Origin of the sequence: Halomonas sp. ANAO-440, assembly GCF_019915905.1 — a bacterium.
Taxonomy (GTDB): domain Bacteria; phylum Pseudomonadota; class Gammaproteobacteria; order Pseudomonadales; family Halomonadaceae; genus Halomonas; species Halomonas chromatireducens.
The window spans coordinates 97,312-117,643 of sequence record NZ_JAHXBV010000011.1 but is presented as its reverse complement, the minus strand read 5'-3'; the positions used below and the strand labels follow the sequence as shown (position 1 = coordinate 117,643).

The 20,332-nt window shown below is 65.1% G+C and carries 19 protein-coding genes; 12 read left to right on the top strand and 7 right to left on the bottom strand.

Annotation, left to right across the window (positions count from 1 at the left end; translation table 11 throughout):
• Positions 1–43 precede the first annotated feature (43 nt).
• A complete protein-coding gene (locus tag KZO25_RS09865) occupies positions 44–652 on the top strand; it encodes a pseudouridine synthase (protein WP_223136819.1) in 609 nt (202 codons plus the stop codon).
• Positions 649–1,098 carry an NUDIX domain-containing protein gene (locus KZO25_RS09860; protein WP_066450236.1) on the top strand — a complete coding sequence of 150 codons (450 nt, stop codon included), beginning with the start codon at positions 649–651 and terminating at the stop codon, positions 1,096–1,098. The genes KZO25_RS09865 and KZO25_RS09860 overlap by 4 nt, the downstream gene beginning before the upstream one ends.
• A 106-nt stretch (positions 1,099–1,204) precedes the next feature.
• On the opposite strand, the gene KZO25_RS09855 is transcribed toward KZO25_RS09860, so the two are convergent.
• The 3 genes from KZO25_RS09855 to KZO25_RS09845 are packed head-to-tail and all read right to left on the bottom strand — an operon-like array spanning position 1,205 to position 5,950.
• The gene (locus KZO25_RS09855; protein ID WP_223136818.1) at positions 1,205–4,207 is read right to left on the bottom strand and encodes an efflux RND transporter permease subunit; all 3,003 of its coding nucleotides are present in this window, start codon (positions 4,205–4,207) and stop codon (positions 1,205–1,207) included.
• Entirely contained in the window at positions 4,204–5,286 is a 1,083-nt protein-coding gene (locus KZO25_RS09850; protein ID WP_223136817.1) for an efflux RND transporter periplasmic adaptor subunit, read from the bottom strand. The genes KZO25_RS09855 and KZO25_RS09850 overlap by 4 nt, the downstream gene beginning before the upstream one ends.
• A gap of 58 nt (positions 5,287–5,344) precedes the next feature.
• On the bottom strand, positions 5,345–5,950 hold the full coding sequence (locus tag KZO25_RS09845) for a TetR/AcrR family transcriptional regulator (protein ID WP_223136816.1): 606 nt from the start codon (positions 5,948–5,950) through the stop codon (positions 5,345–5,347).
• A gap of 146 nt (positions 5,951–6,096) precedes the next feature.
• On the opposite strand from KZO25_RS09845, the gene mnmA reads away from it, so the two are divergent.
• The 8 genes from mnmA (at position 6,097) to KZO25_RS09805 (ending at position 14,231) form a co-directional block, all read left to right on the top strand.
• Positions 6,097–7,209 carry a tRNA 2-thiouridine(34) synthase MnmA gene (gene mnmA / locus KZO25_RS09840; protein WP_223136815.1) on the top strand — a complete coding sequence of 371 codons (1,113 nt, stop codon included), beginning with the start codon at positions 6,097–6,099 and terminating at the stop codon, positions 7,207–7,209.
• Positions 7,206–7,844: a high frequency lysogenization protein HflD gene (gene hflD / locus KZO25_RS09835; RefSeq protein ID WP_066450249.1), complete on the top strand. Its 639-nt coding sequence runs from the start codon at positions 7,206–7,208 to the stop codon at positions 7,842–7,844. Before mnmA ends, hflD begins: the two co-directional genes overlap by 4 nt.
• A 60-nt stretch (positions 7,845–7,904) precedes the next feature.
• The gene (gene purB, locus KZO25_RS09830) at positions 7,905–9,269 is read left to right on the top strand and encodes an adenylosuccinate lyase (protein ID WP_223136878.1); all 1,365 of its coding nucleotides are present in this window, start codon (positions 7,905–7,907) and stop codon (positions 9,267–9,269) included.
• 31 nt (positions 9,270–9,300) lie between these two features.
• Entirely contained in the window at positions 9,301–9,864 is a 564-nt protein-coding gene (locus tag KZO25_RS09825) for a cob(I)yrinic acid a,c-diamide adenosyltransferase (protein WP_066450250.1), read from the top strand.
• Between the two features lie 20 nt (positions 9,865–9,884).
• Positions 9,885–11,063 (top strand): cupin domain-containing protein, encoded by a 1,179-nt coding sequence (locus KZO25_RS09820; protein ID WP_223136814.1) that lies wholly within the window; start codon positions 9,885–9,887, stop codon positions 11,061–11,063.
• A 1-nt stretch (position 11,064) separates the two neighbouring features.
• Positions 11,065–11,490, top strand: coding sequence for a GNAT family N-acetyltransferase (locus tag KZO25_RS09815; RefSeq protein WP_223136813.1), 426 nt, complete (start codon positions 11,065–11,067; stop codon positions 11,488–11,490).
• A gap of 398 nt (positions 11,491–11,888) precedes the next feature.
• Entirely contained in the window at positions 11,889–13,484 is a 1,596-nt protein-coding gene (locus KZO25_RS09810; RefSeq protein WP_223136812.1) for an isocitrate lyase, read from the top strand.
• A gap of 279 nt (positions 13,485–13,763) precedes the next feature.
• Positions 13,764–14,231, top strand: coding sequence for a glycine zipper 2TM domain-containing protein (locus KZO25_RS09805; RefSeq protein WP_223136811.1), 468 nt, complete (start codon positions 13,764–13,766; stop codon positions 14,229–14,231).
• 108 nt (positions 14,232–14,339) lie between these two features.
• Here the strand turns inward: KZO25_RS09805 and KZO25_RS09800 are convergent, their stop codons facing one another.
• Positions 14,340–14,624: a hypothetical protein gene (locus KZO25_RS09800; RefSeq protein WP_066450263.1), complete on the bottom strand. Its 285-nt coding sequence runs from the start codon at positions 14,622–14,624 to the stop codon at positions 14,340–14,342.
• Between the two features lie 207 nt (positions 14,625–14,831).
• Here KZO25_RS09800 and KZO25_RS09795 point away from each other — a divergent pair, with 207 nt between their 5' ends.
• The gene (locus KZO25_RS09795; RefSeq protein WP_066450276.1) at positions 14,832–15,314 is read left to right on the top strand and encodes a peptidylprolyl isomerase; all 483 of its coding nucleotides are present in this window, start codon (positions 14,832–14,834) and stop codon (positions 15,312–15,314) included.
• A gap of 78 nt (positions 15,315–15,392) precedes the next feature.
• On the opposite strand, the gene KZO25_RS09790 is transcribed toward KZO25_RS09795, so the two are convergent.
• Both KZO25_RS09790 and KZO25_RS09785 read right to left on the bottom strand, forming a co-directional pair.
• On the bottom strand, positions 15,393–16,025 hold the full coding sequence (locus KZO25_RS09790; RefSeq protein ID WP_223136810.1) for a CDP-alcohol phosphatidyltransferase family protein: 633 nt from the start codon (positions 16,023–16,025) through the stop codon (positions 15,393–15,395).
• 1 nt (position 16,026) lies between these two features.
• Complete coding sequence (locus KZO25_RS09785; protein WP_223136809.1) at positions 16,027–18,267, bottom strand: FAD-dependent oxidoreductase; 2,241 nt, start codon at positions 18,265–18,267, stop codon at positions 16,027–16,029.
• A 181-nt stretch (positions 18,268–18,448) separates the two neighbouring features.
• Between KZO25_RS09785 and msrA the strand changes: the two genes are divergently transcribed.
• Positions 18,449–19,075: a peptide-methionine (S)-S-oxide reductase MsrA gene (gene msrA, locus KZO25_RS09780; protein WP_223136808.1), complete on the top strand. Its 627-nt coding sequence runs from the start codon at positions 18,449–18,451 to the stop codon at positions 19,073–19,075.
• Positions 19,076–19,097: 22 nt separating this feature from the next.
• Here the strand turns inward: msrA and KZO25_RS09775 are convergent, their stop codons facing one another.
• Positions 19,098–20,300 (bottom strand): MFS transporter, encoded by a 1,203-nt coding sequence (locus tag KZO25_RS09775; RefSeq protein ID WP_223136807.1) that lies wholly within the window; start codon positions 20,298–20,300, stop codon positions 19,098–19,100.
• Positions 20,301–20,332 lie beyond the last annotated feature (32 nt).

The window sequence follows — 20,332 nt, the reverse complement described above, 5'->3', positions numbered from 1 at the left end:
ACTCCCCCTGCCATCCCGACCGGCTTACCGGTAAGCTTGCTGTATGAGCACCCTCTATCTCTTGCACAAGCCCTACCGCATGCTTTCCCAGTTCACCGACCGTGAGGGCGGCGAAAGAGGGCACCGCGCCACCCTGGCCGATGTGATCGACGTGCCAGGCATCTATGCCGCCGGCCGGCTCGACTATGATTCGGAAGGCCTGCTCCTTCTCACCGATGATGGTGCGCTGATACACCGCATCAGCGACCCACGCCACAAACAGCCCAAGACCTATCGGGTGCAGGTGGAGGGAAGTCCCAGCGAAGCCTCACTGCAGGCGCTGTGCCATGGCGTAAAATTGAAGGATGGCATGACGCGACCGGCCAGGGTGCGACGACTGGAAGAGAGCGGGCTACCGCCACGCGCGCCGCCGCTGGACCCCAAGCGCCACCCGGTGACCAGCTGGCTGGAGCTGACCATCAGCGAGGGGCGCAACCGCCAGGTGCGGCGCATGACCGCCCATGTGGGCCATCCCACCCTGCGACTGGTGCGCGTCGCCATCGGCCCATGGCAGCTCGACGGCCTGGCGCCGGGAGAGTGGCGCCGGGAGATCCTGCACGCCCCACGCACCGCATCGCGGCACATGCCTCGCCGCAAAGGAGGTCACCGATGAGCCGCTGGCAACCCTATGTCACCGTGGCCACCGTCGTGGAGCGCGCCGGCTGCTTCCTGATGGTGGAGGAAGCCCCGGATGGCGGACAGACGCTCTTCAACCAGCCCGCCGGCCATCTCGAGCCCGGCGAACGCATCCGCGAAGCCGCCCTGCGAGAACTGCGCGAGGAGAGCGCCTGGCAGGTCGGCATCACCGACTATCTGGGGCTCTATGTCTACGAAGCGCCCGGCGGCCAGACCTTTCACAGCCACGGCTTCTTCGGCATGGCCCTCGCCCACCTGGGCAATGAGCTGGACCCGGCGATCATTGCCGTTCACTGGCTCACCCTGGAGGAGATCGAAGCGCTGGATCGCCAGGGCCGGCTGAGAAGCCCCCTGGTGCTGCGCCGCATCCGCGACGCCCTGGCCAGCCGTTTTTATCCCATGGACGTCATCCACGAATGCTGAGCCAGCGCTAACCAGAGCATCCTTCGCCGGGGCACCTGACGGCGCCAGTCGCGACGCAAAGTCGGGGCGCCGAACCGAGCGCTTCAACAAGGCCGGTAGTTGCTGCTTACCATTTCATGACCAGCCGATAGAGCGCCGGAATCACCAGTAGCGTGAGCAGGGTCGAGGCGATGAGCCCCGAGATGATCGCCCAGGCCATGGGCGGCCACAGCGTGGACTGGGTCAGGGTCAGAGGCACCAGGCCGGCAACGGTGGTGGCCGTGGTTAGCAGCACCGGCCGGGTGCGCCGAGCGACCGCCCCGACGACCGCATCGTCCAGGGGCATGCCCTGCCTGCGATTGGTATTCATCACGTCGATCAGCACGATCGCATTGTTGACCACGATCCCCACCAGGGCGACGACGCCCAGCATGGCGGTGAAGCCGAACGGCTGCCCGGTCAGCCACAGGCCGGGAATCACGCCGATGGCCGCCAGCGGCACGGTGGTCAATACGATGCCCAGCTGGCGGAAGGAGTTGAACTGCGCCAGCAGGAAGACGACCAGCAACAGGATGCCGAATGGCAGGGTCTGGAACAGCGCCGTATTGGCATCCCCCGCCGACTCGGCCGCCCCACCCACCGTGTAGGTCACTCCCTCCGGCAGCTCGAGTTCCGCCAGCCGCGGCAATAGTCCGTCCAGCACCCCGGCATAGGTCTGGCCATCCGCCACCTCGGCAAGCACGGTGGTCATGCGGCGCAGGCCACGATGCTGGATCACCGCCGGCTGCCATGTCGTGCGCAGGGCGGCGACCTCGCCGAGAGGCACCGAGTCGCCGTTGTCCGCTGTCAGGCGCAGCCCTTCGAGTGCAGACAGGGGGAAACGCTCACCCTCCGGGGAGCGAATCAGCAGCGCCGCGGGTTCCCGCTCGGCGCGCCAGGTGCTCACCTCGATGCCGCGACTGGCACCCGCCACCGCCATGGCGACCTCGCGCCGCGACAGGCCGAACTCGCCGGCACGGGCATCGTCCACTTCCAGCCGCAGCGTGGGCAGCCCTTCACCCAGGGTATGCCGCGCATCCCGCGCGCCCTCGGCACCCCGCACCAGCGCCAGAATGCGCTCCGTGCCTTCGGCGAGCCGGCTGCGCTCTTCGGCGAAGACGCGAATCTCGATGGGGGCGGTGACGGGAGGACCCTGCCCCAGGCGTCGCGCCACCACATCGGCCTCCGGCAACCGTTCCGGGGTAACGTCCCGGACCCACGCCATCAGCGGGGCCAGATCGTCGGCATGCTCCGCCTCGACCACCAGCCGCGCCAGATGCGCCTGACGGGGCTGCTCGACCAGGTTGTAATAGAATCGTGGGCCGCTGAAGCCGGCAAAGAGGTGTACGCCGGTCACCGCCGGCCGCTCACCCAGGTCCGCGGCCAGCACGCTCGCCTCATGGGCGGTGTAATCGAGATGCGTACCCTCGGCGAAGTGCAGGTCGATGACCAGTTGGTTGCGGTCCGTATCGGGAAAGAAGTCATGGTTGAGCAGTGGCACCATGGCCAGCGCGCCCATCAGCAGGACCACGGCGCCGGCGAGTATGCCGCCGGGCCAGCGAACGGCGAAGCGCCCGATCCGCCGACCGGCGCCTGACAGGCTGCGCCGCTGTGAGCCGCCGCCGGGCTTGAGGATGGCGGCGGCGAAGACGGGGGTGACGAAGACGGCATAGAGATAGCTCACCACCAGGGTCAGCATCACCATCACCGGAATCGCACGGGTGAAGTCAGCGGTATTGCCGCTGGAAAGCAGCAGCGGCACGAAGGCGGCAAGGGTGGTGCCGGTAGCGGCCAGCAGCGGCGCGGCAAGCTCTCGCACCGAACGCGACACGGCCTCCGCTGCCGAGAGCCCCTGGTCGCGATGCCACTGCAGGTTCTCCACCATGACGATGGCGTTGTCCACCAGCATACCCAGCGCAATCACCATGCCGGCCACGGCGATCTGGTGCAGGATTCCGCCTCCCATGGCATAGATGGCCAGGGCCGAAAAGGTCACCAGCGGCACGATCAGCATCACCGCGAATCCCAGCCTGAGACCCATGGTCAGGAAAAGCAGAACGCCGAGAATGGAAATACCCAGCAGCAGCGAGACGCCGAGTTCGGCCAGCCGCTGCTCCACCCAGCGGGGCTGATAGAACATCTCCTGGATCTGCAGCGGCGCATAGGTGGGGCGCACCTCGTCGAGCAGGCTGCGCAGGGATTCGCCGAATCGGACGGCATTGACCCGCTCGTTGGAGAGAATGATGCCCAGTGCCACGGCGGGCTCACCGTCATGCCAGATCCGCTCGGTGGCGGGCTCCCGTGGCGACAGCCGCACATCCGCCAGCTCACCCAGCGGAATGACTTCCCCACGCCGCGTGCGAATCGGCGTCATGGCCAGATCCTCGAGGCTGCCAAACTCCGTCACCGGGTCGAGCACCACCGAGCGCCCGCCGCTGGAGAGGCTGCCTCCCGAGGAAGTCAGGTTGCGGGCAGCCAACTGATCGCCCAACGCCTGGGCATCGAGCCCGGTCAGTTCCGCCAGGGCATCGTCCCAACTGACGATGACCTGCTGCCCGGGGTCGGCGAGCAGATCGATGCGCGCAATGTCCTTGAGTCGGAACAGATCCCGCCGCAGCCGCTCGGCTGCCTCGCGCAGCTCAAGCAGGTCATCGGAGCCGGTCACCGACAGCACGATGCCGTGGGCGTCGGAGTCCCGATCGCTGATCTCGGCGTCACCCACCCCGTCGGGAAACTTCCTCGACGCCCGATTCACCGCAATGCGGATCTGCTCCCAGGCGGCGTCGGTGTCATAGACATGCTCGTGCATCTCGATGTTGACATGCGCCACCCCCAGCCGCGCCGTGCCAATGAGCTCGTTGACCTCCTCGACCTGGGCCAGCTCCTCTTCCAGCGCGTTGAGCACCAGACGCTCGACCTGCTCCGGCTCCGCGCCGGGATACGGTACCAGCACCTGGCCGAAGCGGTAGGGAAAGAAGGGATCCTCCTGGCGATCCATGGTCAGCCAGGCGGCCAGCCCGATCAGCGCCAGCAGTGCCGTCACGGTCAGCACCAGACGCTTGAAGTGCAGCGTCGCATGCAGCCACTTCATGGCAGTACCCGCACGCTATCGCCCTGCTGCAGGCGCCCCTGGCCCGCCACCACCACCCGGTCGCCGTGAGAGAGCGGGGCCGAGATGGTCACCCAGCCGTCCGCCAGTCGCCCCGGTGCCACCGGCACCCTTCGCACGGTCTCGTCATCCGTCAGGGCCAGCACATAGGGCGCATGCCCCCCGGGGTCCTGCACGGCTGAGAGTGGCACCTGCAACGATGACCTCATGGCAACGGAAAGAGATACCTGAACCGACTCGCCGGGGGCCAGACGCGTGTCGGGATCGAGTTCGACCACCACCGGCACCAGCGCCGAACCGGCTCTCCCCACGCTGCTGATCCGCCCCTGGAAGCGGCCTTCATGCAGCGTCGGCGACACCTGAGCCGGCAGCCCCGCGTTCAGCCGGGCGCCGAGCATCACCGGGACGCGAATCGCCACCTCCACGCCATCGACGCCGGAAAGCGCCAGCACCGGTTCGCCAGCGGCCACGAAGTCACCCGCCTCGACAAAAAGGTCGGCCACGTCGGCCGCGAAGGGTGCCCGCAGCGTCATCTCATCGACCTGGGCCCGGGCGTCGTCACGGGAGGCCACCGCCTGCTCCCGGGCCTGGACGGTGGCCTCCCGTTCCGACAGCAGCCGATCCAGCTCCTCCTGGGCGACCAGGTTGCGTTCGCGCAGCGTCCGGGCCCGCTCAACATCCCTGCCCAGCCTGGCCAGATGAGCATCGAGTTCCCTCACCCGCCCCTCGGCTCCGGCCAGGGCAGGCTCCAGGGCCGGATTATGCAGGCGTGCCAGGGGCTCGCCCTTCTCGACACGCTGGCCACGCTCCACGAGGCGCTCCCGGAGTACTCCGGCATGCAGGAAAGCCGGCGACACCCGCTCCTTCGGGCGGACGATGCCGGGGAAGCGAATTTGCTCTTCGCCGGCACTGTTTCGCACCGGGCTGACGCGAACGGCAGCCCGAGCATCGACCGTTGCATTCAGCGCCTGACTGGCGGCCGGCGCCCTGTCGCAGCCCCCCAGCAGCGCCAACAGCCCCAGCGCTGCCATTGCCACGCCCACTCTTCGACTATGCCTCATATTATTGTTTTCCTTCTTAACAAACTGGCCGACCAGTCAATTACTGGCGTAAAAAAACTCAATCTCGAGGCGCGACCCCGGCCATGAAGATCTTCAGGAAATCTTCCAGAAAAGCCTCGTCGCTGCCCATCCCCGGCCAGTGTTGATGATGACATTTGGCCTCGAACCATTGCGTGCAAGTCATCACGAACAGCGCGATCACATGGGTTGGGTTGATGTCCTTACGCAGCAGGCCACGCATCTGGGCCTGGCGAACCCATTCGGCACCCGCACCGACGAGCTGGTTGTCGAGCTCTCCACAATGACTGTCCCCTTCCAGATGGGTCCAGGCGAACAACCGCACTACGCCGGGGTTGTCGCGTAAAAAGTGGAAGTAGGCTTCCACCGAATTCCGCAGAAGCATGGCATCCGGCTCGCCTGCCCCCTCCAGCATGGCCATCTGGCCAGTGTAATAGCGCTCGAAGGCACGATTCTTGACCGCCTCCCACAGCTGTTCCTTGCTGCCGAAATGGTGATGGATAAGGCTCTTGGTAACATCGGCTGAACGCGCCAGCTCACTCAGCTTGACGGCGGAGAAGCCCTTCTCCACGAAGAGGGACTCCGCCGCCTCCATGATGCGCAGCCTGGTCTGTTCGGGATCTCGTGTCGTCGCTGGTTTGTTCATGTTGCCAATTTAATGCTAACTGGCCGACCGGTCAATAAGCTTTGCCCCCTTGCCGCTGCCGCCCGTGACGGGGGATGGTCGAAGCCTCCCGGCAAGATAAGGTATAATCCCCGCCCATTTGCGACCCATTCAATCCGAGAGCGCCCATGACCGCCACCCCAGGCAAGGTGATCGTCGGCATGTCCGGCGGCGTCGACTCCTCCGTTTCCGCCCTGCTGCTGCTGGAGCAGGGGTATCAGGTCGAAGGCCTGTTCATGAAGAACTGGGACGAGGACGATGGCACCGAGTACTGCACCGCCAAGGCCGACCTGGCGGATGCCGAAGCCGTCTGCGAAAAGCTCGGCATCCGGCTGCACACCGCCAATTTCGCCGCCGAGTACTGGGACAACGTGTTCGAGCACTTCCTGGCCGAGTACAAGGCCGGGCGTACTCCCAATCCGGATATCCTGTGTAACCGGGAAATCAAGTTCAAGGTGTTCCTCGAATACGCCGAGATGCTCGGTGCCGAGAAGATCGCCACCGGTCACTATGTTCGCCAGGGGGTTCGGGACGGCCAGCCGCGCCTGCTCAAGGGTATTGACGTCAACAAGGACCAGAGCTATTTCCTGCATGCCGTGCCCGAGGCCGCCATCGCACGCACCCTGTTCCCGGTGGGCGAGCTGGAAAAACCCGAGGTGCGCGCCGTCGCCGAGCGCCACGGGCTCGCCACGGCGAAGAAGAAGGACTCTACCGGGATCTGCTTTATCGGTGAGCGCCGCTTCCGCGACTTCCTGCAGCAGTACCTGCCGGCGCAGCCGGGGGTGATCGAGACACCCGAGGGCAACGTCATCGGCGAGCACATGGGCCTCATGTACTACACCCTCGGGCAGCGCCAGGGGCTCGGCATCGGCGGGCTCGCCGACTTCCCCGAGGAGCCCTGGTACGTGGCCGCCAAGGATCTGAAGCGAAACGTGCTGGTCGCCGTGCAGGGCAAGCACCATCCGCTGCTGTACAGCGACAACCTGGCGACCGAAGCGATGGACTGGGTGGCCGGCGAGCCCCCGGCAAGAGAAGGACGTTTTACCGCCAAGACCCGCTACCGGCAGGCCGATGTGCCCTGCTGGATGCAAACCCTCGCCGACGGCGGCGTGGAGGTACACTTCGACGACCCGCAGCGTGCCGTCACCCCGGGACAGTCGCTGGTACTCTACGACGGTGATATCTGCCTCGGCGGCGGCGTGATCCGCGCCACTTGGAAAGCCACGGAGCCAGCCGCATGACTGCAACCCCGATTCACCGAATCCCGGACTCACCCACCGCCCGTCAGGCCCTGGCACTGGCCGGCGTGTTTCAGTCCGCCAGCCTGGTCGACGAGTTGGCACGCACCGGCCAGGTCGAACCGCGCGCCTGGGAAACCCTGATTCGCGCCACGCTGGATACCAACCCCGACAGCTTCGAAGCCATCTATGGTGGCCACCCCAACAACCTGCGCCGCGGACTCGACGTACTGGAAGCGGTGGTGGGTCGCAAACAGTCCAACCCGGTGGTACTGCGCTACGGCTTCACCCTGCTGCTGCTGATGAACAAGCTGCGCCAGGATGACGAGATGATGGCGGGACTGGGCCAGCGCCTGACCCGCATTCAGGGCCAGGCCGAGCACTTCGGTGCCACCCACGAGAATGTCATCGCCAGCCTCGGCGAGGCCTATCAGGAAACGCTGTCGACGCTGAAGACCCGCATCGTGGTACAGGGTGACCCCTCCCTGCTGCAGTCCCGCATGATGCCCGAGCGGGTGCGCGCCATCCTGCTCGCCGGCATCCGTTTTGCCCTGCTCTGGCACCAGCAGGGCGGACGGCGCTGGAAGCTGGTCTTCCAGCGTGGCGCCCTGAAGAACACCCTGGATCAGCTGGGCTGACTGCCCACTTCCCCACTCCTTTACCACCGTACCGGAAACCCGACCATGCAAGCCGCACCCCTGCCACTCTCCGCACTCACCGCCCTCTCCCCTGTCGATGGCCGTTACGGCAGCAAGGCCGAGGCACTGCGCGAACACTTCAGCGAATTCGGCCTGATCCGCGCCCGGGTCGTCGTCGAGGTCCGCTGGCTCCAGCGCCTGGCAGAGCAGCCAGGGATCACCGAGGTACCGCCACTCTCCGCGGAAGCCACCGCCTTCCTCGACGCCCTGCTGCGCAACTTCTCCCTGGAAGACGCCGAGCGCATCAAGACAATCGAGCGCACCACCAACCACGACGTCAAGGCGGTGGAGTACTTCCTCAAGGAGAAGATCGAGGGCCAGCCGGAGCTGCATGCCGTCACCGAGTTCGTACACTTCGCCTGTACCAGCGAGGACATCAACAACCTCTCCTACGGGGTCATGCTCACCGATGGCCTGAAGAGCCTGCTGCCGGTAATGCACCAGGTCGCCGACGAAGTGGCACGCCTGGCGCATGAACACGCCGCCCAGCCGATGCTCTCCCGCACCCACGGCCAGACGGCAAGCCCGACGACCCTGGGCAAGGAGATGGCCAACGTCGCCTATCGCCTGCGCCGCCAGCTCAAGCAGATCGAGAGCGTCGAGATCCTGGGCAAGATCAACGGCGCGGTGGGCAACTACAATGCCCACCTGGCCACCTACCCCGAAGTGGACTGGGAGGCCAACGCCCGTACCTTCGTCGAGGGGCTGGGGCTGACCTTCAACCCCTACACCACCCAGATCGAGCCCCACGACTACATCGCCGAGCTGTTCGATGCGGTGTGCCGCTTCAACACCATCCTGATCGACTTCGATCGCGACGTCTGGGGCTACATCTCGCTGGGCTACTTCAAGCAGCGTACCGTCGAGGGCGAAATCGGCTCCTCGACCATGCCCCACAAGGTCAACCCCATCGACTTCGAGAACTCCGAGGGCAACCTGGGCCTGGCCAACGCAGTGCTCGGCCATCTGGCGCAGAAGCTGCCGATCTCACGCTGGCAGCGCGACCTCACCGACTCCACGGTGCTGCGCAACCTGGGAGTGGGCCTGGCCTACGGCCTGATCGCCTACCAGGCGGCACTCAAGGGCATCTCCAAGCTCGAGGCCAACCCGGCTCGCCTGGCCGAGGATCTCGACGCCAGCTGGGAGGTGCTCGCCGAGCCGATCCAGACGGTGATGCGCCGCTACGGCATCGAGAAGCCCTACGAGAAGCTCAAGGAGCTGACCCGGGGCAAGCGCATCGACCAGGCCGGCTTTGCCGCCTTCATCGACACGCTGGACCTGCCGGCCGAGGTCAAGAGCGAGCTCAAGGCGCTGACGCCGGCCACCTATATCGGCAACGCCGAGGCTCAGGCCAGAAGGCTCTGAGGCAGTTGCAACGGTTTATCGGAGACGCGCATTGGTAAAACTCAACAGGATCTACACCCGTACCGGGGACAAGGGCGACACCGGGCTCGGCGACGGCAGCCGCGTGGCCAAGCACGACCGTCGCGTGGAAGCCTTCGGCACCGTGGACGAGACCAATGCCACCATTGGCCTGGCCCAGCTGCATGCCGAAGGCGAACTGCAGCAGATGCTGGCCACCGTGCAGAACGACCTGTTCGACGTGGGCGCCGACCTCTGCACGCCGGAACAGGAAGACCCGACGTATCCTCCCCTGAGGGTCACGGCAACCCAGGTGGAATTCCTTGAGCGCCAGATCGACGCCATGAATGCCGATCTCGCCAGCCTGCGCTCCTTCATCCTGCCGGGGGGAACCCCGTTGGCCGCTCACCTCCACCTGGCCCGCACCGTCGCCCGGCGCGCCGAACGCCTGGTCACGCTGCTGATGATCGAGCAGCCGGTGAACCCCGAGGTGCTGCGCTACATGAACCGCCTCTCCGACCTGCTGTTCGTCGCAGCCCGCAAGGCCAACGACAACGGCGCGGGTGATGTGCTGTGGGTACCCGGTGCCAACCGATGAGCTTTCTCGAGGAAAACAGCATGGGCAGTGCCCCCCCCCTTACCCTGCTTGGCGGCCTCTCCCCCGCCGAGTTCCTGCGCGACTACTGGCAGCGCAGGCCGCTGCTGATCCGCGGTGCCTTTCCCGACCTTGAGTGCCCCTTGGAGCCCGACGAACTTGCCGGGCTCGCCTGCGAGGAGGGCGTTGAGGCCCGCCTGGTGGAGGAGCACGGCGCCGAAGGCCCCTGGCAGGTGAGCCACGGCCCCTTCGACGAGGCCACCTTCTCCAGGCTGCCCGAGCGCAACTGGACGCTGCTGGTGCAGGCGGTGGACCACTTCGTCCCCGAAGTGGCCGAACTGCTCGAGCACTTCGACTTCCTGCCGCGCTGGCGCCTCGACGACATCATGATCAGCTACGCCCCCCCGGGCGGTAGCGTCGGCCCTCACGTGGACCAGTACGATGTCTTCCTGCTCCAGGGCAGCGGGCAGCGTCGCTGGCAGCTGGGCGGCAAGGTCGCCGACGATGCTCCCATCCTCGACGGCATCGACCTGCGCATTCTCGAGCGCTTCTCGGTGGAGGCCGGCGCCGACTGGGTACTGGAGCCCGGCGACATGCTGTACCTGCCGCCGGCCTGGGCCCATCACGGGGTCAGCGAATCCAGCGACTGCATGACCCTCTCGGTGGGCTTTCGCGCGCCATCGGCGGACGAGGCGATCACCTCCTTTGCCGACTACCTGGGGGAGCAGTTACCCCCCTCGCTGCGCTATTCCGATGCGGGGATGACCCCACCCTCCGACCCGGCGGAACTCGACGATGCCGCTGTCGCCCGCATGCGCGCACTGATTCTCGACACGCTCGACGACCCGGCTCAACTGGCACAGTGGTTCGGTCGTGTCATGACGCAGCCCAAGTACGTCGACCAGCTCGTGCCCAGCGAGGAGCCCACCGAGGTCGAAGACCTTGTTGCTGCACTACAGGACGGCGAGGAACTGGTCCGCAGCCCTGGCTCTCGCTTCGCCTGGCGGACAGACGGCGACCGGACGACGCTCTTCGTCGATGGCGACGGCATCGACTGCCCCCTGCCGCTGGCACGCGCCCTGGCCGACATCACGCCTATCGATGCCGACCTGCTTGAACAAGAAGGCGCGGCCGCCCTGCTCGTCGCCCTGGTCGACGCGGGCAGCCTAGGCTGGGCCGAGGAATACGAGGAGGAACAATAGCATGGCCGATATCCAGATACTGGATGGCGACTGGGACCAGCTGGGGGAGGTCGCCTCCGAGATACGCCGCGTGGTGTTCATCGAAGAGCAGCAGGTGCCGTTGGAAGAGGAGTGGGACGGCCGTGACGGCGACTGCCGCCACTTCCTCGCCCTGCGCCATGACATTCCCCTGGGCACCGCCAGGCTGCTACCCGATGGACATATCGGCCGCGTCGCCGTGCTGAGCGAGGCCCGCGGGCTGGGCATCGGCGCGGCGCTGATGGAAGCCGCCATCGAGGCAGCCCGCCATCTGGGCCATGAGCAAGTGGAGCTTGCCGCACAGACCCACGCTCTCGATTTCTATGAGCGCCTCGGCTTTACCGCCTACGGTGATGAATTCATGGATGCCGGTATTCCGCACCGCAACATGCGCCTGGCACTGCGCTGACCTCATCATACCGGCCGGACACAGGGCCGGAATTCGACTACAGGAATCGCCCCCTCCCCGCAGCTCTTGTAGTCGAGTTACAACCCTCTCTCCCCCCAAGTGTCAATTGCGAAACCCCCGGCTCAAGGCGCATAGTGGTACCAGGACGAAATTAAAACGAACGTTCGGTAATCGCCAAATGATGGCTATTCCAACAGATGTTTTCTTTTCGTGATCGGTTCGACCAAGGCCGTAGAGACATCTCTTCTTCCCTGGTGGAACCTGACATCACTTCGCAGTTGCAGCATATCGCGCCCCTCCCGGCGAGATGCCGCAAGCGAGCGATCGACAAGGCAGCGATACGCCTCATACGGCAGTCGAGGCCGATCACTACACCTCTGATCGGAAGGATGGTACCCATGTCCTACAAAGACGACATCAAGGCTCTGGCTCAACTGCGCGAAGCCCAGCAAGGCAAGTGGGCGAGCATCAGCCCCGAGAACGTGGCCCGGATGCGTGCTCAGAACCGTTTCCAGACCGGCCTGGACATCGCCCGCTACACCGCCAAGATCATGCGCGAGGACATGGCCGCCTATGACGCTGACACCGCTCAGTACACCCAGTCCCTGGGTTGCTGGCACGGTTTCATTGGCCAGCAGAAGCTGATCTCCATCAAGAAGCACTTTGGCACTACAAAGCGCCGCTATCTCTACCTCTCCGGCTGGATGGTCGCCGCCCTGCGCAGCGAATTCGGCCCGCTGCCCGACCAGTCCATGCACGAGAAGACCACCGTGTCGGGCCTGATCGAAGAGCTCTACACCTTCCTGCGTCAGGCCGATGCATGGGAGCTGAACCACCTGTTCCGCGATCTGGAAGAGGCCCAGAAGGCCGGGGACAAAGCCCGCGCCGACGAGCTGATCGCCAAGATCGACAATCACGAAACCCACGTCGTGCCGATCATCGCCGATATCGACGCCGGTTTCGGCAACGCCGAGGCGACCTATCTGCTGGCCAAGCAGATGATCGAGGCCGGTGCCTGCTGCATCCAGATCGAGAACCAGGTCTCCGACGAGAAGCAGTGCGGTCATCAGGACGGCAAGGTCACCGTGCCCCATGAAGACTTCCTGGCCAAGATCAACGCCGTGCGCTATGCCTTCCTGGAGCTCGGCGTCGAGGACGGCGTCATCGTCGCCCGTACCGACTCCCTGGGTGCCGGCCTGACCCAGAAGATTGCCGTGACCAAGGAGCCGGGTGACCTGGGCGACCAGTACAACAGCTTCCTGGACGGCGACGAGATCACCTCGGCTTCCGACATCGACAACGGCGACGTGGTCATCAAGCAGAACGGCAAGCTGGTCAAGGTCAAGCGCCTGGCCTCAGGCCTGTTCCAGTTCAAGCCGGGGACCGGTGAGGACCGCGTGGTGCTGGACTGTATCACCAGCCTGCAGAACGGCGCCGACCTGCTGTGGATCGAGACCGAGAAGCCCCACGTCGGCCAGATCGCCGCCATGGTCAACCGCATCCGTGCGGAAGTACCGGATGCCAAGCTGGTCTACAACAACTCGCCCTCCTTCAACTGGACCCTGAACTTCCGCCAGCAGGTATTCGATGCCTGGGAGAAGGAAGGCAAGGACCTGTCGGCCTACGATCGCGCCAGCCTGATGAGCGCCGAGTACGACGACACCGAGCTTGGCAAGCTGGCCGACGAGTGGACCCGCAACTTCCAGCGTGACGCCGCACGGGAAGCCGGTATCTTCCACCACCTGATCACCCTGCCGACCTACCACACCGCGGCCCTGTCCACCGACAACCTGGCCAAGGGCTATTTCGGCGACGAGGGCATGCTGGCCTACGTGGCGGGCGTACAGCGCCGCGAGATCCGCGAGGGCATCGCCACCGTCAAGCACCAGGACATGGCTGGCTCCAACATCGGCGACGACCACAAGGAGTTCTTCCACGGCGAAGCAGCACTGAAGGCTGGTGGCAAGGACAACACCATGAATCAGTTCGGCTGATCACCCTTTGCAGTAGAACGACTGGAACCCTTGGGAGGCCTCGCGCCTCCCTTTTTTGTGGGTGGCAGCCATCTTCATGGCGACTACCCTTGATTACATCAGGCAAACTTGCACATTGTTTGACCGCTTCCTCTCTATACTACAAGGCACTAGAACAGCTCATACTGGTCAAAGGATCGATGACTGGGTAAGCTAGTTAGCAAACAGCGTTTCCATAACAAGGCGGTATCGAGAACGGGCAGGAAAGCCCCCACCGTGCTGCTCCCCAGGAGGTTTTTCATGAAGCGTCTTCTTCCCGTACTGGCCCTTGGCGCGTTGACCCTGGCGGGCTGTGCCAACACCTCCACCATGGGTGGCGATGTCTACCGTGGCAGCCAGGCACAGACCAGCCAGAGCGTGACATTCGGCACCATCACCGCCCTGCGCCAGGTCCAGATTCAGGCTGACAGTCGCCTGGGTGGGGCCATCGGCACCGGTGGCGGCGCCGTGGTCGGTGGCCTGCTGGGCAGCCAGGTAGGCGGCGGCTCCGGTCGACAGCTCGCCACCGTTGCCGGCGCACTTGGCGGTGCGGTGGCCGGCACCGCGGTGGAGGAATCCGCCAACCGGGTTCGCGCCTGGGAGATGGAGATCCGTCGTGACGATGGCCAGAACATCGTCGTGGTACAGAAGGCCGATCGGCAGTTCCAGACCGGACAGCGCGTGCGCATGATCGGTAGCGGTGCCAACGTCAGCGTGGCGCCATACTGAGCGACGCCACACCTGGGAGCCGATGGCGACTTCGGCCCCACCAACCAGAAGGCCCGCGGCATTTGCCGCGGGCCTTCTGTCTTTCAGTATGCTGTCAAGTGGCTCGGCTCAGTGGAAGTTGGCCCTGCCCATCGCCCAGCAGACGACTTTCTTGGCGATCAGCGCCAGAATTGCGATCACGATCACCGTCAGCAGCATGTCGACCGGACGCACCAGGGTGGTCGCGCCCAGGATCGCAAGCGCCACGCTCCAGATCCAGCGGTTCTCGTCGCCGCTCTTGATGATGCGAGGCAGCACCTTGTTCAGGCCAGCGCTGACGGAGTCATCCCACTGCTTGATACTGAAGAACAGGATAAGGGCAAAGGCGATCAACCAGATCACGATTTCGGTCATGCGACGTGCTCCACGGAAGGTTGGTGTAGGGTCCGAAAAAAGGAATCCCGCTAGGGTAGCCTCGGTTCCTTGAGTACGCAACACGCCAAATGGCGTGAATGCTGTTCAGGATACTGTGCGAGATCCTGAAAATTGTCCCGCCCCCCTGACAGCCCGGGGATGGCGCGTTACCATGGTTCGTACATGCACTCACCGAAAGGTTAATCAATGCAGATTGCGCAGAACTCTGTTGTCGCGTTCCACTACACCCTGACCAATGATGCAGGTGAGGTGCTGGACAGCTCGGAAGGTCGCGAGCCGCTGACTTACCTCCATGGCGCCGGCAATATCATTCCCGGTCTGGAGAAGGGGCTGGAGGGTCGCGAGAGCGGCGAGAAACTCAATGTCACCGTTGCCCCGGAAGAAGGCTACGGCGAAGTGCAGCCGCAGCTGGTTCAGGAAGTGCCGCGTGATGCCTTCCAGGGTGTCGAGGCCGTGGAGCCGGGCATGCAGTTCCAGGCTCAGACCCAGGGCGGCCCGCTGATGGTTACCGTGACCAAGATCGAAGGCGATACCGTCACCGTCGATGGCAACCACCCGTTGGCCGGCCAGAAGCTGAACTTCGACGTCGAGATCGCCGACGTGCGTGAGGCCAGCCAGGAAGAGATCGAGCACGGTCACGTGCATGGCGAAGGCGGCGTCGAGCACTGAGCCGACTTCACCAGCGCGGGCCGCTATAGCACGCAGCTTTGCTGATAGCGAAGGGGCAGCCCCACGGCTGCCCCTTCGTCATTCCTGGCCGGGTGATCGGAGCGCCACCAGGGTCCGGTAACCGCCCCACAGCCGCGTGGCGGTCGTCACCAGGCACGCCATGGCAAAGAGCGTGGCCAGCAGCGCAAAGTGAGTCGGAAAGAGGCAGAAGAGGACGAAAGCCAGAACCGTCTCGGTACCTTCGGTCAGCCCGTGCAGATAGTAGAAGGCCTTCTGCTGGAACCTTGGCCGCTCCAGTCCGTGGCGAGTCGCCATGATGGCAAAGGCCAGGAAGGAGGTTCCGGTGCCGATAAAGGCGAACAGCAGAAATGCCGCTGCCAGGGCGTTGGCCTCCGGATCGGCCACGGCAAATCCCAGCACCACGGCAGCGTAGAAGACGAAGTCGAGGCCGATATCGAGAAACCCACCGGCATCACTTTCCTGCCCCGTCATCCGTGCCAGGGCGCCGTCCAGCCCATCGCCCAGGCGATTGAGCAATATGACCACCAGCGCCGGCAGATACCACTCCAGGATCAACAGCGGCAACGCCAGCATGCCGACCAGGAAAGCCCATAGCGTTACCTGATCGGGGCGAATCCGACGCCTTGCCAGCCTCGCAGCCAGGCGGTTCAAGGGTCCTTGAGCCAAAGGCATGGTCCAGCGATCCAGCATCTCAGCTCCTCATGTCCCGAGTTTCGTTCTCGGCCTGCCGTGGTGCCACCGGCGTTCGCGCCCCTGCCGAGTCACTCCGCCGCCAGGCGAAATAACGCTCAAGCCAGCCCAGCACCCGCTCCGGCTTGTGGGCATTCTTCCACACCCCGGCGCTGGCCTTGGCCGCCTCCGACCAGGTGGGATAGGGATGCACCGTTCCCAGCAGCTTGTTAAGGCCGATCCCGTGCGTCATCGCCAGGGTAAACTCCGCCAGCAGTTCACCGGCCCCATGCCCCACCACCGTGGCGCCAAGGATACGATCCTTGCCCGGCACCGTGAGAACCTTGACGAAGCCTTCCGTCAACCCTTCGGTAATGGCCCGATCCAGCTCGGAGAGGTCATAGCGCGTCACCTCAAACTCAGTGCCCTGCGCCCTCGCCTCCTTCTCGCTGAGCCCCACCCGTGCCACCTCCGGATCGGTATAGGTGACGGCCGGCAGCGCCCGGTAGCTGACCCGGAAGCGCTTGAACTCACCGAACAGGGCATTGACCGTGGCGTGCCAGGCCTGGTGAGCGCTGGCATGGGTCAACTGGAAGGGGCCGGCAACGTCGCCGCAGGCCCAGACATTGGGCAGCACACTCTGCAGGCTCTCATCCACCGCCAGGGTACCATCCTTGCGGGTTTCCACCCCCAACGCCTCCAGGCCCATCCCCGCCACATTGGCCGCTCGCCCCACCGCTACCAGGAGCTCGTCGAAGTCGAGCCGCTCGGTCAACGTCTCGCCTGTCGAGCTCTCTCGCTCGACCACCAGCACGTGGCCCCCCTGCTGGCCGGCACCCGCCTCCACCCGGACAGCCCGGGTGTCGAGCCACAGTGACAGGCCTTCGGCCTCGAGCCGCTGACGCAGCGCCGCAGCGGTGTCAACATCTTCCCTCGGCAGCAGCTGGCTGCCCATCTCGACCAGGCTCACCTGGCTGCCCAGGCGGGCGAAGCTCTGTCCCAGCTCACAGCCGATAGGCCCGCCCCCCAGCACGACGAGGCGGCCAGGCAGGGTCTCGAGTTGCCACAGGTTGTCCGAGGTCAGCACCTCGATATCGCCAAGCCCTGGGAGGTCGGGCACCCGAGGACGCGCCCCGCTGGCGATGATCACATGGCGGGTAGTGAGCACCCGCTCTCCCTCCTCGCCCGTGACCTGCACCCGCCATGGGTCCAGCAGGCAGGCCTCGCCGGCAATCACCTCGACTCCCAGCCCCTCGTAGCGTTCACGACTGTCGTGGGGCTCCACCTCGCGAATGGCATGATGGACATGCCCCATCACTTGCGTGAAATCCACCCGTGGTTCTCCGGCATGAATACCGTAACGTGCTGACTCACGCACTTCACTGGCGACACGGGCCGCGCGGATCAACGCCTTGGAGGGCACGCAGCCGGTATTCAAGCAGTCGCCGCCAAGCCTGTCGCGCTCCACCAGTACGACCCGCGCCTTGACCGCCGCCGCGATATAGCTTGCCACCAGGCCCGCGGAGCCGCCGCCGATGACCACGATGTCATGATCGAAGTGCGCCGGACGGTTGTAGCGGCTCGCCAGCCGGCGACGCTTGGCAACGGCCACCACCCCCCGCGCCAGCCAGGGGAAGAGGCCGATGAGCACGAAGGAGCCAAGCAGGCCCGGCGACAGGATGCCGGAGAGGCTCTCCAGGTTGCCCAGTTCCCGGCCGGCATTCACGAATACCGCCGTGCCCGGCAGCATGCCAAGCTGACTGACCCAGTAGAAGGTCCACAGCCGCATCCGCGTCAGCCCCATCACCAGGTTGATGACAAAGAAGGGAAACAGCGGAATCAGGCGCAGCGTGAACAGATAGAAGGCGCCCTCGCGTCGAATACCGGCATTGATGCGCTCGAGCTGCGGGGCGAAGCGTTTTTCCAGGGGGCCGCGGGCCAGGGTCCGGGCCAGCGCCGCCGCCAGGGTGGCGCCGATGGTGCTGGCGAAGGAGATGATCAGCAGGCCCCAGCCGAGGCCGAAAAGCGCCCCGCCGAGTACCGTGAGCAGGGTGGCACCGGGCAACGATAGCCCTGCCATTACCACATAGAGCACGAAGAAGCCCCCAATGACGGTGACAGGGTCATCGGCCAGCCACGCATGGAAGCGGGCCTGTTCGGCCTTGAGGTTCTCAAGGGTCAGGAAGTCAGCTGCCCCGCTGAGAAAAAAAGCCCCTACCCCCAGGACGATCAGTGCCACCAGTATCAGACGTCGCTTTGCCACCTGCTCCACTCCCTTGATTCATCGAGTCGTTGTATCGAGTCGTACGGTCCTCTTGCGTCGGCGCCCGCCCGCTATCCTTACACGGCTTCTACACGATCCGGTAATCTCGCGGTAGACGGAACCCCGACGATGAGCGCACCCTCTAAGGCTGACATCCCCCTGCTACAGCGAGTGCACCATAATGAAAATGCCACTGAGGTTCCCATGGCTGATTCCTGCGCTAGTGCCACTGGCAATGGCCAGCCCCGCCCTGGGCGATGACGCCGAGGCTACCGCCACGGCCATCTTCGGCGGTGGCTGCTTCTGGTGCGTCGAGGAGGCCTTCGACAAGGTGGAGGGTGTCGTCGCGACCACCTCGGGCTTCAGCGGCGGTCATGTGGAAAACCCCACCTACGAACAGGTGGTTGGCGGCGGCACCGGCCACGCCGAGGTGGTAAAGGTGGAATATGAGCCCGACCAGGTCGATTATGCCACCCTGCTGCATGTGTTCTGGCGCAACATCGACCCCTTTGCGGTGGACCGACAGTTCTGCGATCAGGGGGAAGCCTACCGCAGCGCCATCTTCTATGGCAGCGAGGTGGAGCGCGAGCTGGCCGAGAGCACCCGCGACGAGCTGGCCGAACGGTTCGAGCGCGACATCGCCACCGAGATCGCTTCCTTCGAGTCGTTCTATCCGGCCGAGGAGTACCATCAGGATTACTACCGCAAGAACCCGGTGCGCTACCAGTACTACAAGGCCGCCTGCGGCCGTGAACGACGCCTGGAAGAGGTCTGGGGCGCTGAAGCCGGCGGCCTCGGCCAGCCCTGAGCCAGCTCGGCCAGTGGTCGCCTCAGCCGGCAACACCGAGGGGCTGTACCACGCGCTCCCGACGCCATAACCAGACGGCGATGCCCAGGGTCACGCCGAGCAGCAGCCAGGAGCCCAGCACCACGCCGGACCAGCCCGCGTATTGCCAAAAGGGCTCCAGCCAGGCGCTACCCAGGCTGGCACCCACGTAATAGAAGACCAGATAGAGCGCAGAGGCGCTTCCCCGGGCCTTCTCGGCATGGCGGCTGACCCAGCTCGAGGCCATGGAGTGGGCCAGGAAGAAGCCCACGGCATTGATCGTCAGCCCGACGATGATCCAGGGCAACGACGCCGACAGGGTGACCAGCGTTCCCCCCAGCAGGATCAGGATGCCCAGCACCATGCACAGCGGCTGCCCCAGGTGGCCGGCCAGCCGCCCCGAGAGCATGGAGCTCAGGGTGCCGCCCAGGTAGGTCAGGAAGATCATGCCCAGCAAACGGGCGCCCAGGCCGAACGGCTCATCGGCCAAGCGGAAGGTGATGTAGCTGTACTGGTTGATAAAGATCAGGAAGTTGATGCCACCGAGCAGATAGGCCGCCAGCAGCAGCGGATGGCGCAGATGTGCTGCAATGTCTGTCAGCGCACCGCGCAGCTCGAAGCGCCGGGGCGTGAACGCCCGCGCCCTCGGCAGCAGTTTCCAGAACAGGGCAACGCCGACCAGGGTGAGCAGGCCCACGGACAGAAAGCCCGCGCTGGCACCGCCCAGCTCTCCCGCCCCGCCGCCGATCAGGCGACCGCCGATGCCCCCCAGGGTGTTGGCACCGATATAGAGCCCCACCGCCGAAAGCAGCGCGGGGCGGTCGAACTCGTCCCCCATCCAGGCAATGGCCACCGCCGGAAGCCCCCCGAGCAGGAACCCCTGTAGCGCGCGCAATGCCAGCAGGCTCTCGAAATTGGGCGCGAAGGCCAGTGCCAGCGAACAGAGCCCCGTCAGCAGCAGCGTCACCCGCATGATGGTATCGCGACCGATAGCGTCCGACAGCGGGCCGAAGACCAGCAGCGCTCCCGCCAGGGCCAGTGTCGAGATCGACATGATCAGGCTGATGCCCAGCGTGGAGACGCCATAGGCCTCGCGCAGCTCCGGCAGCAGCGGCTGCGGGGCATAGAGGTTGACGAAGACCAGGAAGGAGCCCAGGCAGAGCGCAAGGGTGGCGCGCCACCAGGCGGGGGTACGTGCGGTGATCATGCAATGTCCTGCAGCGATGGCTTGTCGGGCAT